14 protein-coding genes are annotated in these 16,782 nt (G+C 36.7%); 8 read left to right on the top strand and 6 right to left on the bottom strand.

From position 1 onward, the window contains the following. The first annotated feature begins 268 nt into the window (after positions 1-268). From IV36_RS08710 to IV36_RS08675, 8 genes are all read left to right on the top strand, one after another. The gene (locus tag IV36_RS08710) at positions 269-1,621 is read left to right on the top strand and encodes a L,D-transpeptidase family protein (protein WP_056991749.1); all 1,353 of its coding nucleotides are present in this window, start codon (positions 269-271) and stop codon (positions 1,619-1,621) included. Between the two features lie 366 nt (positions 1,622-1,987). After that, positions 1,988-3,187: a DUF2075 domain-containing protein gene (locus IV36_RS08705; RefSeq protein WP_056991747.1), complete on the top strand. Its 1,200-nt coding sequence runs from the start codon at positions 1,988-1,990 to the stop codon at positions 3,185-3,187. A 431-nt stretch (positions 3,188-3,618) separates the two neighbouring features. After that, entirely contained in the window at positions 3,619-5,070 is a 1,452-nt protein-coding gene (locus tag IV36_RS08700) for an MFS transporter (RefSeq protein ID WP_056991745.1), read from the top strand. A gap of 12 nt (positions 5,071-5,082) precedes the next feature. Further along, the gene (aroC, locus tag IV36_RS08695) at positions 5,083-6,252 is read left to right on the top strand and encodes a chorismate synthase (RefSeq protein WP_056991743.1); all 1,170 of its coding nucleotides are present in this window, start codon (positions 5,083-5,085) and stop codon (positions 6,250-6,252) included. A 22-nt stretch (positions 6,253-6,274) separates the two neighbouring features. Continuing rightward, complete coding sequence (locus IV36_RS08690) at positions 6,275-6,808, top strand: hypothetical protein (protein WP_010077938.1); 534 nt, start codon at positions 6,275-6,277, stop codon at positions 6,806-6,808. 8 nt (positions 6,809-6,816) lie between these two features. After that, entirely contained in the window at positions 6,817-8,121 is a 1,305-nt protein-coding gene (aroA, locus tag IV36_RS08685) for a 3-phosphoshikimate 1-carboxyvinyltransferase (protein WP_056991741.1), read from the top strand. A 4-nt stretch (positions 8,122-8,125) separates the two neighbouring features. Continuing rightward, the gene (locus IV36_RS08680) at positions 8,126-9,226 is read left to right on the top strand and encodes a prephenate dehydrogenase (protein WP_056991740.1); all 1,101 of its coding nucleotides are present in this window, start codon (positions 8,126-8,128) and stop codon (positions 9,224-9,226) included. 3 nt (positions 9,227-9,229) lie between these two features. Beyond that, positions 9,230-9,733, top strand: a complete 504-nt coding sequence (locus IV36_RS08675; protein ID WP_056991737.1) for a shikimate kinase — start codon at positions 9,230-9,232, stop codon at positions 9,731-9,733. 25 nt (positions 9,734-9,758) lie between these two features. On the opposite strand, the gene IV36_RS08670 is transcribed toward IV36_RS08675, so the two are convergent. The 6 genes from IV36_RS08670 to IV36_RS08645 all read right to left on the bottom strand — a co-directional run bounded on the left by IV36_RS08670 (position 9,759) and on the right by IV36_RS08645 (position 16,727). Continuing rightward, positions 9,759-10,259 carry a DoxX family membrane protein gene (locus IV36_RS08670; protein ID WP_056991735.1) on the bottom strand — a complete coding sequence of 167 codons (501 nt, stop codon included), beginning with the start codon at positions 10,257-10,259 and terminating at the stop codon, positions 9,759-9,761. Between the two features lie 277 nt (positions 10,260-10,536). Then, positions 10,537-11,391, bottom strand: coding sequence for a DegV family protein (locus IV36_RS08665; RefSeq protein ID WP_056991732.1), 855 nt, complete (start codon positions 11,389-11,391; stop codon positions 10,537-10,539). Between the two features lie 416 nt (positions 11,392-11,807). Beyond that, on the bottom strand, positions 11,808-12,926 hold the full coding sequence (gene menC / locus IV36_RS08660; RefSeq protein ID WP_162261586.1) for an o-succinylbenzoate synthase: 1,119 nt from the start codon (positions 12,924-12,926) through the stop codon (positions 11,808-11,810). Further along, the gene (menH, locus tag IV36_RS08655) at positions 12,923-13,732 is read right to left on the bottom strand and encodes a 2-succinyl-6-hydroxy-2,4-cyclohexadiene-1-carboxylate synthase (protein ID WP_056991729.1); all 810 of its coding nucleotides are present in this window, start codon (positions 13,730-13,732) and stop codon (positions 12,923-12,925) included. The genes menC and menH overlap by 4 nt, the downstream gene beginning before the upstream one ends. A 2-nt stretch (positions 13,733-13,734) precedes the next feature. Beyond that, the gene (menD, locus tag IV36_RS08650; RefSeq protein WP_056991728.1) at positions 13,735-15,435 is read right to left on the bottom strand and encodes a 2-succinyl-5-enolpyruvyl-6-hydroxy-3-cyclohexene-1-carboxylic-acid synthase; all 1,701 of its coding nucleotides are present in this window, start codon (positions 15,433-15,435) and stop codon (positions 13,735-13,737) included. Then, complete coding sequence (locus IV36_RS08645) at positions 15,432-16,727, bottom strand: isochorismate synthase (protein WP_056991727.1); 1,296 nt, start codon at positions 16,725-16,727, stop codon at positions 15,432-15,434. The genes menD and IV36_RS08645 overlap by 4 nt, the downstream gene beginning before the upstream one ends. Positions 16,728-16,782: the final 55 nt, after the last annotated feature.

Raw genomic sequence — 16,782 nt, 5'->3', positions numbered from 1 at the left:
TTTCTATACAATTCAGAAATCTTTTATGCATTTACACAAGATATTTTACGCTCTCGAGAAAACATTGTACAATGGTATGAATTTTTTTTTTTAGGTGAAATTTACTAGCATAATGGGGAATATGTTGTTAAAATTATTTATGAAGATTGAGCCAAGATAATGATGATTAAGATACAGTAATGAAAAGAAAATTGAAACTAGGAAAGTATGCTTTCTAATTAAATTATATTGTGAGTAATAGTTAACTTAAAAAAGAGGATGAATTTAATTGAAGAATAAAGGGAAATGCTGGGATAGGTTGTTGAGCGGTTTAATTTATATGTCTTTTTTTCTTTTTGGTTTTTTTGTCTTGAATTGTACAACAACTGTAAAGGCAAGTAGCTCCTCTTCAGTTAATGTTGCTGTAACACAACAACTTAATAAAGATCATTCATTGCGTGGTCAAAAATATATCAATGGTTCATGGTATTACTTTGATGATAGTACCGGCAATGTTGTAACTGGATGGAAGTATATAGCTGCTCAGAAAAAGACTGTCTATTATGCTACAGATGGTAAAATGCTGTATGGGCAGCAACATATCAATGGTTCATGGTATTATTTTGATGATAATACAGGTGGTGTTGTAACTGGATGGAAGTATATAGCTGCTCAGAAAAAGACAGTCTACTATGCAGCAAATGGTAAAATGCTGTATGGACAACAGTATATTGGTGGCAAGTGGTACTATCTAAATGATAACACAGGTGCAGTTACGACAGGTTTTAAATATATTCAAAACCAACGCAAAACGGTCTACTATGCTGCAAATGGACAGTTACAATATGGACAGCAACATATTAACGGCAAGTGGTATTACTTTGACTCAGCAACTGGGGCAATGAAGACAGGTTTTCAATTAATCAAAAATCAGAATAAAATTGTTTACTATAATGCCGCTGGGCAAATGTTGTATGGTCGCCAAAAAATCAATGGGATCACTTATTCATTAAACACCGCAAGCGGAGCTTTAAGTATTTCAAATATTTCCTTGCAATTAGCTGAAGCAAATTTCGCACAAAAAACGAAGCAAACAATTGTTACTGTTGCCAACTATAAGAAGACAGCAAATGTATATCTTTATCAAAAAGATACAAATGGAATATGGTCTCAAGTAATAGCTACGTCTGCTGGGCACGTTGGGTATAACGGGCTAGGGAAGACGTATGAAGGGGCTGGAAAGACTCCTCAAGGAGCGTACACACTTGGCACGGCATTTGGAAGCCATGCGAGTGTAAGTACTGGTCTATCCTATCGACAATCAGATAGTCGCTCTTATTGGATTGAGGATGTAAACGATTCAGCTTATAATACATGGCAAGAAAGAAGCTATGCTAAGGCTCCAAGTGAGCATTTACTGAGTTATCCAACGCAATATGAGTATGGGATAGTCATTAATTATAATACTAATCCTGTTGTAAAGGGTGCTGGTTCCGGCTTTTTCGTACATGTCTCAACTGGTGGTTCGACAGCGGGGTGTGTTTCGGTACCGAGATCAGTTTTAATCGCGATGCTTGCCAAACTCAATAAGGGTGCATACATCGTAAATGTTAATACCGAAAGTCAGATTAGTAGTTACTAGAAAATAATAGTAAAATGGGAGTTGTGCGAGGTCACTTGCTGAGCATAACTCCTTTTTTATTCGGTCTGTATTAAACAGATCAGTTTTTTGTAGGGTTGTGTTTTAGTACTGCTATACTTGTTCTTTACACAAAAAACTCCGTATGCCTAAACATACGGAGAAAAGGTTACGTGATTAAAAATCACTTCATTTACTTATATAGGGGGAGTAAATGAAAAGTTGTTTTTATATCAGGTTACAAGTGCAATATTATGCTTGAAATGTGAAGAAAATGTGAAGAAAGGCTTTAAAAAGATTTAAAGGAGCACAGTTATGATGGAAATAAAGTCTTTGCACTCGTATTGGTTAGCTAGGAGTGAGTATTAAATGGTAAGAGAGAATAAGGGAAAATTAGATATGACTTGGCCTGTGCGTAAGTTAAGTTGCGAGCAGGAAGAAATTAAAAATGAAGCACTGAATTTTGTGAAGAGTAAGATTGAGGCAAGACAGAAAGGTATATTTGTGATCGGTGGACGAGCTGGAACTGGTAAAAGTGTATTAGTTACAGCTTTGTTTAATGAAATTCAAGCAGCTTGTAAGGATAAAAGCTCAATTTTTAGTAAAACTAAAAATTATGTACTAGTTAATCATCCAGAAATGTTGAAGTTCTATAAAAGAGTAGCAGGGGAATCTCCGATATTATTAAAAAAGAATTTTGATAGACCAACATCTTTTATCAATAGGATTCATAAAAGTGCTGAACAAGTTGATATTGTAATTATTGACGAAGCACACTTATTGTTGACGAAAAAAGATGCATATAATCATTTTTATCAGGAAAATCAACTGCAAGAAATTCTAAAGTATGCAAGAATAGTTATACTGATATTTGACAATAAACAAGTATTAAAAGCCAAAAGCTATTGGTCAAAGCAAAAATTAGCAGCAATTTTAGGTGAAGACAATGTCAAAATCAGACATTTGCAGAAGCAGTTTAGGATAGAAGCAAACGTTGATGTGCAGAATTGGATCAGTGATTTTTGCAGCAAGAAAATCAGTCATTTACCAGCAAAACAAAAATTTGATTTTCGCATAATGAATGATGCAAAAGAAATGTATGAATTAGTAAAAGTCCATGAGAAAACTGAGGGACTTAGTAGATTGTTAGCGACGTACGATTTTCCATATCGCTTAGATGGAAATGATTATTTTGTAAAGGCGGGGAATCTGAGCCTACGTTGGGATAGAAGCAAGCCACAAGAATCTTTGGCATGGGCCGAAAGAGCGGATACTATTGATGAGGTTGGGTCTGTTTATACAATCCAAGGTTTTGATTTGAATTATGCTGGTATAATTCTTGGACCAAGTCTGGGATATGATGAACAATTGGACAAAATTGTTGTTCGCTCAGAATTTTATGAAGATCAAGCTGCTTTTAATGGGATAAAACACTTGGACACAAATATCAAAGCAGCTAAAGAGCGATTAATACTGAATGCCTTAAATGTTTTATTAACTCGTGCAAGAAAGGGTCTATATATCTATGCAGTGGACAGCAAACTACGAAAAAAGCTGTTACAAAACTAGAAAAAGTATAATCTGGTTACGTAGTTTTATTTAATAAAGAATTTATAATATCGGAACAGAGAAGGCTGTCTCGACCAGACTGAAATTTTTAATTCAAAGAAAAATAAACAATTGACTTTTAATTTGTAAGGTGTTTTAATATAAAATAAATAAAACAAAGAAAGGATCTATTAAATGTGTATTCATACGAAACTCTCAAGTTCATATTATTATGGCTTTGCTTACTTTAGGTAACGTTCGTGTTTCGTGGCACGGACGGGACGTCCGTGTCTGGGTGCGCAAGGTCATTTTTTGCCGGCTAGACGTGTAGTAGTCTAGCTGGTGATATGACTGAATTCTTTGTTGAATAATCGGTTGAAGCAAACCAGCTAGATAAAAAAATCTAGCTGGTTTTTTATTTTAGTTTTTTATTACAAAGGAGGATGAACATTATGGAGGCAAGTAAACGAAAGAGGCTAACAGTTGGGTTATATCTTAACTATTTTGTTCACGGTATAGGTTTGATAATCTTAGCCCAAAACATGCAGGAACTTGGTAGACTATGGGGCCAGCCCTTAGCAGTTGTTTCATACGTTATTTCTGGTGTTGGCATTGGGCGCCTAGCAGCGTACCTGTTACTTGGTAGTCTAGCTGATCGGTACGGAAGAAAGAGTTTTATTTATATCGGAATTGGTAGTTACTTTATTTTCTTTATCGGGATGTTGCTAGTTAAAGACGTGATGTCCGCATATCTGTTGGCAATTTTGGCAGGAATTGCCAACTCAGCACTTGATTCAGGGACGTACCCTGTATTTATTGAAATGGGTACCAATAATGGAGCTTCAAATATTTTGATTAAAGCTTTTATGTCAGCAGGAGAATTTATCTTGCCTTTAGGTGTCTCTTTTCTAGAGGTCAACAAATTATGGTTTGGCTGGTCTTTTGTACTTGCTGCTATTATCTTAGTTTTGAATGCAATAATTTTGTTTCCAGTGAAATTTCCAGAGAAAAATCTTAATCAAGAAACTCAACAGCAATTATTTGCTCATCTCCCAGCTTGGCGGAGAAAGGGTTTAGCGGTTGTACTCTCTCTTTACGGGTACAGTTCGATGGCTCTGATGATTCTATACACACAATGGATTAGCTTATATGCTGAAAAACAGCTGCACTTTAGCAATTTGCAGGCACATTTGTTGCTTTCTCTATACAGTATAGGTTCAATTACAGGAGTTGTTATCGTTTTCTTACTGTTGCGAAAGCATATTTCTGAAACGATACTTTTAATTTCGTTAAATGCATTGAGCCTAATAAGTCTGTTAGTGGTTAATTTTACCAATAATAGTTTACTGATTAGTATTGCATCTTTGGTGTTCGGAATGAGTGCTGCAGGCGGCATTATGCAGACAGGATTAAATCTATTCTTGAAAGTATTCTCAAAGCATAAAGGCCTAATTACCGGAGTTTTCTTTACCTTTGGTAGTCTAGCATCTTTTTCAATTCCGTTAATTACTGGATGGCTTTCAAAGAACAGTATTAGGTCAGTATTGGAATTTGATTTGTTGATTGCATTGGTGGGCCTCGTGCTTTCTGTGGGTGCCCGTATGTTTTTAGGATCTGAGACTAATCTCGAACAGGCTAGGAAAAAGATTACGTTAATTGATTATTTGGTAATTAAGTTACTTGAATATCGTTTTAAAGAAGTTAAAGTAGTTGGAAAAATAAAATTTTTCAATCAGCAAGCATTTTTAGATGAAAAACGTGAGGAAGCAGTGCTTAATAGAATTTCAGTACAGAGTTCAAATGAGAACTTGACACCATACTTGCAAGATGTCTATCGGCATATTATGAAGAACTCACGAACATATGAGGCAGAGGACTTCGAGAAAGATGATTTAACAAACTAAAGGAGGCTTTCAATAATGAATTATCTAACAGCTGGTGAATCACATGGCCCACAATTAACAGGGATACTAGAAGGGTTTCCAGCAGGAGTGGTACTTGATATAGATCAGATTAATCAGCAATTATCGGCTAGACAAGGTGGTTACGGAAGAGGAAATCGTCAAAAAATCGAGCATGATACTATTCAAATTGTAGGTGGTGTACGCCATCAAAAAACTCTAGGCTCACCAATTGCATTGATGATTAATAATATTGACCATGCTCATTGGTCTAAAATTATGGATCCAATTAGTGTTGAGACAGAACAAAATACACTAAGAAAAGTTACAAGACCACGTCCAGGACATGCAGATTTAATTGGTGGGATGAAGTATGGACACCGTGACTTACGTAATGTTTTAGAGCGATCTTCTGCACGAGAGACGGCAATGCGTGTAGCAATAGGTGCAATTTGTAAGCAGCTTTTGAATCAATTGGATATCGGTATTGTTGGGTACGTAGAGCAGATTGGATCAGTTAAAGCTTTAGGAGGACGTCCAACTGACTCGGCAGAAATTATGGAGAAGATTTTACAAAACGACTTACGAATTATTGATAATCAAAAAGTAGCTGAAATTCATGAATTGATAGATAGGACTAAAAAGAATGGCGATACTCTTGGAGGAATTATTAGGGTAGTTGTGAATAATTTACCTGCGGGATTAGGAAGTTACACAGGATGGAACACTAAGTTGGATGCAAAATTAGCAGCAGCAGTTATGGGAGTAAATGCAATGAAGGGTGTTTCTATTGGAGACGGATTTGAAGTTGCTGGTCAATTTGGGAGTCAGGTTATGGATCCGATTGATTGGGACCAAGATGCAGGATTTACACGAACAAGCGATAACTTGGGAGGATTTGAAGGTGGAATGACTAATGGAATGCCTGTGGTGGTCTTTGCTGCAATGAAGCCAATACCAACCTTATACAAGGCACTACAAACCGTTAATGTCGAGACACATCTGCAACAAAAGGCTAACGTTGAGCGCTCCGATACAACGGCAATCGTACCAGCTTCAATTGTCATCGAGAGTGTGGTTGCAATTGAATTAGCTAAGGAAATCCTAGCTACTTTTGAGGGAAGCAATATTGAGCGTTTAAAAAAGCAAATTGCTGATTATCGGAAAGAAGTTCGAGAGTTTTAAAATTTTTTAAGAGGAGGCTAACTTGCGAATACACACGCTTGGCCCAAAACAAACTGATAGCTATGCGGCAACAAAATATTATGTTAACCAACATCTAATGAATCAAAGTGTTGAAATTGAGCTGCATACGAGTTTTGAAAAAATAATAGCCCAAATGTCAAAATATCAAGGCGAATATATTGTGATTCCCGCGGCTTTTAAGTCTAAAGAATTAGGTGTTGACTGGGGAGACTTCCACTATCGCAATATTGAACGTTTAAAATTAATTACAAGTTTCATATTTGAAATATCACCACTTGTATTGCTGAAAAATAGCAGATGCAATAGCGGGATAGCCTATACTCACGCTGCATTAGCCGATTTATTGAGACAGGTTGTTGAACCTGCTGAAATAAGATGTGCAAAGAGCAAGTACCTTGCCTATCAAGAGTATTTAGAAGATGGACAATATGTACTTACTAATACTAAAAATATTCATTTAAGAGAAAATGAAATTATTTTAAAAAAATTCAGTCCACAGATGGTTTGGGTAGTATATCAGATTATTAAGGAGTAGCCATAATAATGGAAAAAATTAAGTTAGATGCCTTTCGTACGGGGGGACTACATGGAACGATTGATGTTCCTGGAGATAAAAGCATTTCACACAGAGCATTGATGATAGGTGCAATAAGTGAAGGACAGACAATCATTAATCATTTTTTATGGTCACAGGATTGCCGCAGCACTTTAGATGCACTTCGGCAATTAGGAGTGGCAATTGAAGAAAGTACAACACAAGTAATTGTACATGGAGTGGGATTTGGGGGCTTCAAGGCTCCTGAACAACCACTTGAAATGGGAAATTCGGGAACTACAACTAGACTGCTAATGGGGTTACTTGCGGGCACGAACTTCACTAGCAATTTGAGGGGAGACGAATCTCTATCCAAAAGGCCGATGAACAGAGTTGCTGTTCCACTTTCTAAAATGGGTGCCAAAATTGAAACAACAAAGCTTGGAACTCTCCCAGCGGTCATTAAGGGGAGTAAAATTCACGGAATTGATATACAGTTACAGGTAGCCAGTGCACAAGTCAAAAGTGCTGTTATTTTTGCTGCATTGCAAGCCGATAACCCAACGACAGTAATTGAAAAGTTGCCAACGAGAAATCATACTGAACTCATGCTGCGTAAATTTGGAGCAGATCTCACAACTGAAAGTGATCAAAAAACGATCAACATAAAACCTATCAATAATTTAAGGGGACAAGTAGTCAATGTTCCCGGAGATATATCATCGGCTGCGTTTTTTTTAGTGGCCGCGGCAATTGTGCCCAATTCAAAAGTACTTTTGAAAAATGTCAGTTTGAATCCGACGAGAACTGGTATTTTAAAAGTTTTAAAACGAATGGGAGCAAATTTCAAAGTTGTTTACAAGGAAAACACAGATGAGTGTTATGGAGATATTGAGATTAGCACAAGTAATCTGACCCCAATTAGAATAACAGAAAACGATATTCCAGCATTGATTGACGAGTTACCACTTGTGGCCTTACTGGCAGCGTGTGCCGATGGGGTAAGTGAAATAAGAGGAGCGGCTGAATTACGTGTAAAAGAAACGGATCGTATTGCAACGGTCACCCAAGAATTAGGTAAATTGGGGGTATTGATTACTGAATTATCAGATGGAATGATAATTCATGGAAGAAAAAACTGGAAAATAAATACAAATGAACTGAATAGTCATGGAGATCACCGTATTGGTATGATGCTGGCAGTTGCTGCTTTGCGAACAGACCAGGAGTTGTATCTTAATGATGCTGCAGCTATTGCAGTTTCATATCCATCTTTTTTTACAGATTTAAAATCTCTATTGAGAAGGAGTTGATGCAATGAGTACGACGGAAGTTTTTATCAATGGGCTCGGCTTAATTGGTAGTTCACTTGCACGAGCAATTAAAAAAAAGAATGAAGAAATAGTGATAACTGCGGCTGATAAAGATAAAGATACGTTGGACTATGCAATTGCAAATAAAATAATTGATAGAGCTGCGGGAAATTTGGCGGCCGTAAAAACAGCCGATATTATTATTTTAGCAACTCCCGTGGATCAAATTGTCACTACATTGCATGAACTAAGCAAAATGCAGTTAAAAAAGGATGCAATCGTTACAGATGTGGGAAGTACAAAACAAACAGTTTTAAAAGCGGCTAAAGAGTTGATTCAACCAAATGTAACTTTTATTGGTGGTCATCCAATGGCTGGATCGCATAAAACTGGTGTTACGGCTGGAAGAGCCGATTTATTTGAGAATGCGTTCTATTTTTTGGTCGCACCAAAGGCAAAAGATAAGCAGATAGAAAAGCTACAGTTATTGTTGCAAGAAACAAATGTTAAGTGGTTTGAAGTAGATGCCAGCACACATGACAAATTAGTGGGACAAATCAGCCATTTACCGCATATCATTGCAGCAACTTTGGTAAACCGAACGCAAGATGAATTTGCAGATTCTCCATTGGGGATGAAGATGGCAGCCGGGGGCTTTAAATCAATTACTAGAATTGCTTCTTCTGATCCAGACATGTGGAGTGCGATTTTAAAAACGAATACAACGATACTCACGACTCAATTAGCAAAGTACCAGCAGCAGCTTTCTGAAGTCCAAGATGATTTAAAAAATGGCAACCAAGAAAATCTTTATAATTTATTCTTTCAAGCTAAGAATAGTCGTGATAAATTGAGTAACCAAAAAAAATATATCTTACCAGATTTCTATGATTTATTTGTTAACATACCAGATAAAGTTGGTGCAATTGCAAGAGTAACGCAGTTGTTAGCATGCAATAAAATTAATTTAGTTAATTTGCAGATTTTAGAGATCCGAGAAGAAATTGATGGTATTTTACAGCTGACGTTTATGAAAGAAATTGATTATGAGAAAGCAAAAAGAATACTTTCGAGTCAGGGATACCAGATTGTTAAGGGGGAATAGAAGATGGATGCTATCTTGATTGGTTTTATGGGAAGTGGGAAGACAACAATAGGAAGGATGCTAGCTAAGACTTTATTGGTGCCACACACAGACCTAGATCAAGAAATTGTTGAAAATGCTGGACAAACAATACCAGAATTTTTCTCAAACTATGGTGAGAAAAAATTTCGTGAATTAGAACACCAAATCTTATTGAATCAATTGAAAAAAAATGGAGTCCTCTCAACAGGTGGAGGAACTCCAATTAGTATGCAAAACTTAGAAATACTACAAGCAACAAAGGCACCTGTGATACTGCTAGAAGCCTCAACAAATACGATTTTAGAACGAGTGGGTAAGAGCAAAGAAAGACCACTTGTAAATCAAATGTCAGTAGAACAATTAGCGGAGCTGCAGTTTAAAAGAATGCCCTTTTATCAAAAATGCGCTAATTTGTGTATAAACACAGATAATCATTCACCACTAGAAATTACTGAACAAATTTACAAGTATTTATCAGTAAACTAATTTACAATAATTAGCTGTTATAGAATCAATAGTTTTCGACCGAATTCTTGAGAAAAGGAGCTTTTTCGCGGATAAACGGGATGATGAAGCGATCTAACCCAATTTTTCCAGCATTGTAACCAGCAATGATAATTATAAATTCGAGGAAAATATATTTAGGATTAACTGAGATACTTCCAGCCAATATATAGCTGAAGTTCATCATAAGTGCAAAGAATGTTGCTGTTGTGGTAAATGCACCAAAAATTAAACCAAGACCAATGAATATTTCGCCCCAAACTACTAGAAAATTAAAAACACCAATATTTGGAGCAACGAAATTTTCCAGAATTGAGGTAAACCAACCGTATGCAGAATGGCCTGTTGGATCAAGTACAGGCGTCTTAATTGCTGCAGATATAAATTTTTCCGCAGAAAAATTGCCGACTTTTTCAATTCCGGTCATTAGCCACAGGACACCTAAATAAATTCTAATAATTGCTAATAAAATACTGCTTACATTTGAACTGCGTAGCCATTTTATCATTATTATCCCTCCATATTTAATGAATTCGCTTTCACAATGTAAGTATATACAAGATGAATGTGATTGTAAAGAAAAGTGAAAATGTACACAAATCTGCATTAGAATAGCTGGTCGGGGTGATTTTGAATCTTTTGTGAATAAATACAAGGAGCAGAGCCAAAAGTTATATTTTGACCCAGCTCCTTTATTTATTCTATATAAACATGTTTCATAACTCGAAATTATCCATGACTTCAAATAACTAAAAATGTGAGTAAATGAAATGATCGACTGATTTTTAAAGATCTTCTTTTTCTGATAGGGTAATCACGCCAATAGCATTTAATCCTGTATGAGTCATGATTATTGGGCTTGTCAGTCTTATCAAAGATGGAACATGGCTATTTTCACCCAATATTGTTTTCTTTAGTCTTTCTAAAAATTCAGGTTCTGGATCGACATGCGAAAGAGATAAGTCAATGATTGGATTATCAATGTGACGCTTGGCAAGTTCTTCGCAGAATTTAACGAAGGTTTTTTTGCTTCTTCCTTTTACAACAGGATCAAGGCTTTTATCACCCAACTCAACAATAACTTTGAGGTTGATTAGTTTCGTCAGGGTACCAGCTAAACGACTTACACGCCCACCTTTTACCAAACAATCTAAATTATCAATCAAAACACTGATTTTAGTACGTTTATGGATTTCTAGACAATGTTCTTTAATTTCCTCAATACTTTTTCCAGCAGCCACATCTTTTGCTGCTGCAATTACCTGATACGCCAGACCACGATCTGTAGATTTGCTGTTAATAACAGTTACTTCAGTATCTGTCATACCAGCAGCGGTTTGTGCAGTTGCACAAGTACCACTTAAAACATCAGAAATCATAATTGCAAGAACTGAGCTGCCGTCTGCACCAAGCTCATCATACATTTCCACAAACTTTCCTAGGGCTGGTTGGCTGGTTTTGGGAAATCTTCCAGCACGCAGATGATCAATAAGTTCTTGGCGCGAGATGTTTTCACCATCTATGAATGTTTTTCCGTCAATCTCAATGGACAAAGGAATAATATTAATCGAGTATTCTTTCAATTCTTCATCCGTGAGTTGAATTGAAGAGTCAGTCAGGATTTTAATGGATTTAGTCATGCTGTATGCTCCTTAGATTTTTAATCTGCTTTTTATTTATTAACATTACTTATCATATTATACACTTATTATACGCTAAATAGTTTTTAATTCAACATCATGTAAACTCTAAGTCTAGATAACTAATAATTATACTACGTAAATTATAACAGAAATAAGAGAATCTAGTTATTGATTATACTTGGTAAAATAATAAAAAAAGACACAATCAACAATGACTGTGTCCGCTATGATATCTAGAAATTTCTAACACTTGGGGGAGCGTCAAAGACATAGATATCATTTGTTGTATGAGTTATCAGCTCTTACAACAAGGGAAAAGAAAAAGATATATTACTAGGGTATGTAATGAATTGTAGAGTAAAAATGTGAATTATTTGTGACGATAATTCTAGTTTTTTTTAAAGATTAAAAAATTATAGAAGAGAAACTGTATTTTGAAGTGCCTTTTGGTACTTGGAATTGAGGACAACTCCGATACCTAATTCGTCCGGAACTGAGAGCATGCCGTGTTCAAGTATGAACTCAGACGTTATAACATCCTTAAAATAGTAGCGAGAAGATGCTGAAATATCACCAGGGAAGTTTAATCCGGTCAGGCTTGCAATTGCTAGATTAGTTGCACGACCAATACCAGCTTCGAGCATGCCACCACACCATACCAAGAGTTTGTGTTCCCAGCAAAAGTTTATTATTGCCAATGCGTTTGTTATTCCGCCAACGCGAGCAATTTTTAAATTTATTGCTTGGGCACTTTTAAGCATACATGCTGTTTTTACATCATCCAGTGAAAATATATTTTCATCAAGACAAAGTCGGGTTTTGATTCTTGATTGAAGTCTGGAATGGTCAACAAAATCAGTGGTTCGCAAAGGCTGTTCAATCATTACTAGATTAGGTGCGGCAAGTTCAGCAAATTTGGTGGTTGTTTTTAAGCTGAAACTTGAGTTTGCATCAATCATGAAAGTTAGATCTGGAAATTCTTGCAATATTCTTTTTATAATATCAAGTTCTTCAGATGAAGTCACTTTGATCTTGATTCGCCGGTAACCTTGAGCATTTGCGGAAATGATCGTATTTTTTAGATCTACAAGAGAAGATTTAGCCCCGATACTGATCCCCACTGGGACATTTTGACGATACGTAGTATTCATTTTCTGTGCGATTAGTTCAGCTAATGTTTTCTTTTGAGTTTTTGCAAAAAGATCCCATATGGCTGTTTCAACTGCAGCCTTTGCCATCTGATTTCCCGCAATGTTGTTAAAAATAATTGTTATTTCTTCTGGTTGGTTGATTTGAATGTTTTTTAATAAAGGACCGATTACTTTCCTAATAATTAAACGAGCCGATTCTTGAGTTTCTGGCGTGTAGTAGGGTGCAGAAAAAGCTTCAAGTTCGCCGTAGCCCCAGATACCTGCATCATTTTTTAATCCAATAACTGTGATTTCCCGTTCTGAAATTGTTTCGTGATTACTGATAAAGGGTTTCTTTAACTGGAGTTTTATTGGGAGCAAGTGCATCTTTATAATTTTCATATACATTCCTTCTTGCGTATTATTGCCAAAATTTCATTAGGATTTTCTAGGTGAATATTATGACCAACACCTGATATGACAAAGCGTTCAGAATTAGGAATAAGAAGTTGCATATCGTGTGTAATGCTGCTGAATTTAAAATCAAATTCACCGGCAAAAAGGGTAGTGATAGTCTGCAATGAAGGCAGTTCATCCCAGTAATTAGGCATTTTGCCAGTTCCCATCCCCAGAAGGCTTTTAGATAAACCAGCGCTAGATTGTTGCAGGCGTTGTGTACGTACAAATGCTTGGACTTTGGAAGGCAAACATTTTTGACTACTGAAGAGGGGAAGATTTTCCCAGAAATTTACAAAATTGACAAGGCTGTCTTGTTGCAGTTTGAGAGCTAAGCGCTGATCGTTAGCAATCCTAGCCTTGCGAGCAGAATTGTCCTTAATTCCAGCAGTGCTGCTTTCTAGGTAGAGATGATTCACAATATTAGGGTGCCTGAATGCTAGAGCAAGTGCTAGTCGACCACCCATTGAATAGCCCCAAACATTGACTTTTTGATTAGTAATTTGTCTGGATAATGTGGCCAAATCATCGGCTTGTTGTTCAATGGAAAAACATTCAATATTTCCAGTACTTTCAGATTGTCCATGTCCCAATAAGTCAGGAATAATAATCATTCCAGGAAGTTTTTTTGCAATATTAAGATATTCTCTGTGCGATCCCATAAAGCCATGCAGAAGCAACCAACAAAATGGTGCAGACCCATTTTTGAATACTGTGTAGTAATATTTCGAAAACTTGGTTTTAAAAAACATTATTAAAGCTCCTTTGCAATTTGCCTTGCAAATCGATCAACTAATTCCTGACGAAGGGCAACATTATCTTTTCTATTAGTCTTTACTTCAATGATTTCGAGTGTATGCGCAGGTGTACTCAAATGTTCTTTCAAGTCGGTTACAGTCGTAACTAATGAATATTGTGCGTGGTATAGACTAGCTACTTGCTCAATATCAATATCGAGTGGTGTCCCAAAGACATCTTCGAAGCCTGGACTTCCCGCCTGAGGAAGGAATGAAAATATGCCACCACCATTATTATTGATAACAATAATTTTTATTTTTAAATGATATTTCTTTGCCATCATTAAGCCATTCATGTCGTGAAAAAAGGCTAAATCGCCAATTAATAAAAGATTATCAGTGGATTTTGTGCTGATTCCCAAAGCTGTTGATACAACACCATCAATGCCATTTGCCCCACGATTACAGAAAACACGAAGGAAAGTCGAAGGCTGGAAAACACTATCGACATCACGAATTGGCATTGAATTACTGATAAACAAATTACGCTCTTTGTTCTTGGTTGCTGAAATTACTCTGACGACATCCAGTTCATTCAATGTACTAGTAGGATCGATTTTGTTGATAGAGGTATATGCTTTTTCAAGTGTGGACCACTTGTGTAACCATTCACCATGTACGCTGACAGGTGGGAGTTGATTAAAGAAAGCCTCTGGTGATATGTCTAACGAAAATGTCGCAGTCTTTGTATAGTCATTGAGTTTGTTTCCTTCATCAAGTGAGTAAATTGTAGCATGACTTTCTTTTAAAAATAAAGCTAATGAGGCTGCAACAAATGTTTGACCAGTTCTAATAATAACTTCTGGGGTCAAGTCAGTTAATTTATCTGATTTGGTTTTCAATAAAGAATCATAACAAGTAATAACATTAGGCCTAGAAGGGCCACGTAATTGACTTAAAGGATCAGCTAGTATCGGCCAACCGCTTTTTTTTGCCCATTCAAGCATAGCAGTATTAGAAGTTGTACGCTGGTTTGGCCCAGCCAGAATTATTCCTCGCTTCTTCTGTAGTGAAGCATGCAGTTCTGTAATCAGATTAGTGGGCAAGGCAGGAGTGCTTGGAAGCAAAGCATATTTCTGTTGGTCTTGATCGAATTTGATTGGTAATTCAGGCATCAAAGGTTTGCGCAAAGGCTGATTAAGATGAACAGGACCCGCAGGATTACTTTGTGCAACTTGAAAACTTTTTTGAACGACATAATTAGTATAGTCTTGTGAGCTCTGATTAGTTTCAGGTAATGGGAGTTCAAAAAAGTCCTTAACTTGGTTACCAAAAAAATGATCTTGGTCAAGTGCTTGAGGTGCAGCAATTTTTGTGAGTTCAGGTGGACGATCAGTGGTTAGTACAAGCAATGGGACATGTGAAATTGCGGCTTCACAGACTGCAGGATAAAAATTTGCCGCGGCAGTTCCCGAAGTACATACTATTAAAACAGGTTTGTTAGTTTTCTTTGCAATTCCTAAGGCAAAAAAAGCAGCCGATCGCTCATCAACATCAACAAAGAGTTGAATTTTTTGTTCACGTGCTAACTGTGCTAATGCCAAGGCAAAGGGAGTTGAACGTGACCCTGGTGCAATTACGGCTGTTGTGAGTCCTTGAAGCAACAATCCGTTTAGAATAAGTGAGATGTGGTTTGTTAAAGTTTCATTTTGTTTCATTCATTATCTTCCTTTAAAATATTCAAGATTGGATTAAATTTCATTCTGGTCTCTGCAACTTCAGTCTCGGGTACTGAGTCGGCAACGATTCCAGCACCTGCAAATAAGAATGCTGTAGTACCGCTTATAATACCAGAACGAATCCCGACCGCTAGTTCGCCAGTACCGTCAAACGAAATATGACCAATGGGTGCCCCAAACAGTCCGCGGGTAAAGGGCTCTATTTTATCAATCTGCAGTAATGCTTTTTTTCGTGGTAGTCCTCCTAACGCAGGAGTAGGGTGCAGGTTGTTCAATAAAGAAAATAAGTCATAGGAACCGGTTCCTTTGATAGGAGTAAAAAGATGTTGCACATTTTTGTTTTTGAGTAAGATCGGTTCCATGGGATGATGGGTAACTAAACCAGCTTTTTTCAAACTGCTATTAATTTCGTTGACGACAAATTGTTGCTCGCTGCGATTTTTTTTATCCGCAAGGAGTATGTTCCCTAATTGTTTGTCTTCTAATGCAGTACCTCCACGACGAGTTGTTCCAGCAACTGCAGCGGTTTCAAAATAAGCGGCACCAAACTTGGCGAAACGCTCTGGAGTTGCGCTAAGAAAGAGCAATTCCTTTTGTTTTAAAAGAATATGATAAGTATTAGGCTGTGTAAGCTGAAGCCTTTGCCACAGCAAGCAAAGCTCGGGTTCGTGGGCTAATTCAATTTGCAAGTTCCGTGCAAGGACAACTTTTTTTAAATCGTTTTCTTTGATAAGTTTGGTTGTTTTTGCAACGGCAGCTGCCCATTTATCTACATTAAGTTCTTTCTTCGCCACTATTATATTATTCAATTGTCGATTTGATATAGAAATGACAGACAACTGAGAAATAAAAGCAATCTTTTCTTGTATGATCTCGCTTTTATTAAAGCTGCTAGTTATAAGTGTGAAGTTATTATTTTCAATGATAACTATATATTTTGGTAAAAAGAAATAACCGTTTGTTAAATTACCCCAGACTGATTTACCAGTTTGTTTGGATGAAAAACTAAACCCTCCAACAACCTGTGGAGGGACATTCGCATTTATAGGAGTGAGCAGTGAATGTAAATGATCTTTCCAGTGAGAAACAGCAGTAAACTGATTTTCTTGGCCGCCAGGAGTTATTTGCGAAAGGGAGCCAAATGAATAGAGCCTGAGACCTTCAGGAGTTTGAAATATAAAAGCATTATCATATTTTGAGGCCAAAGCAATCAGTTTTTTTTCATCTACAGGCTGCAGTTGGCTGTTTGTGTAATAGATTTTTTTACTCATAAAAACAGTCCTTACAATATTTTGATGATGATAAGATTCTACAGAATGATTTCAA

This window comes from Liquorilactobacillus mali (assembly GCF_001437155.1).
GTDB lineage: Bacteria > Bacillota > Bacilli > Lactobacillales > Lactobacillaceae > Liquorilactobacillus > Liquorilactobacillus mali_A.
The sequence above is the reverse complement of the archived record's forward strand: the minus strand, read 5'-3'. Positions and strand labels throughout refer to the sequence as shown.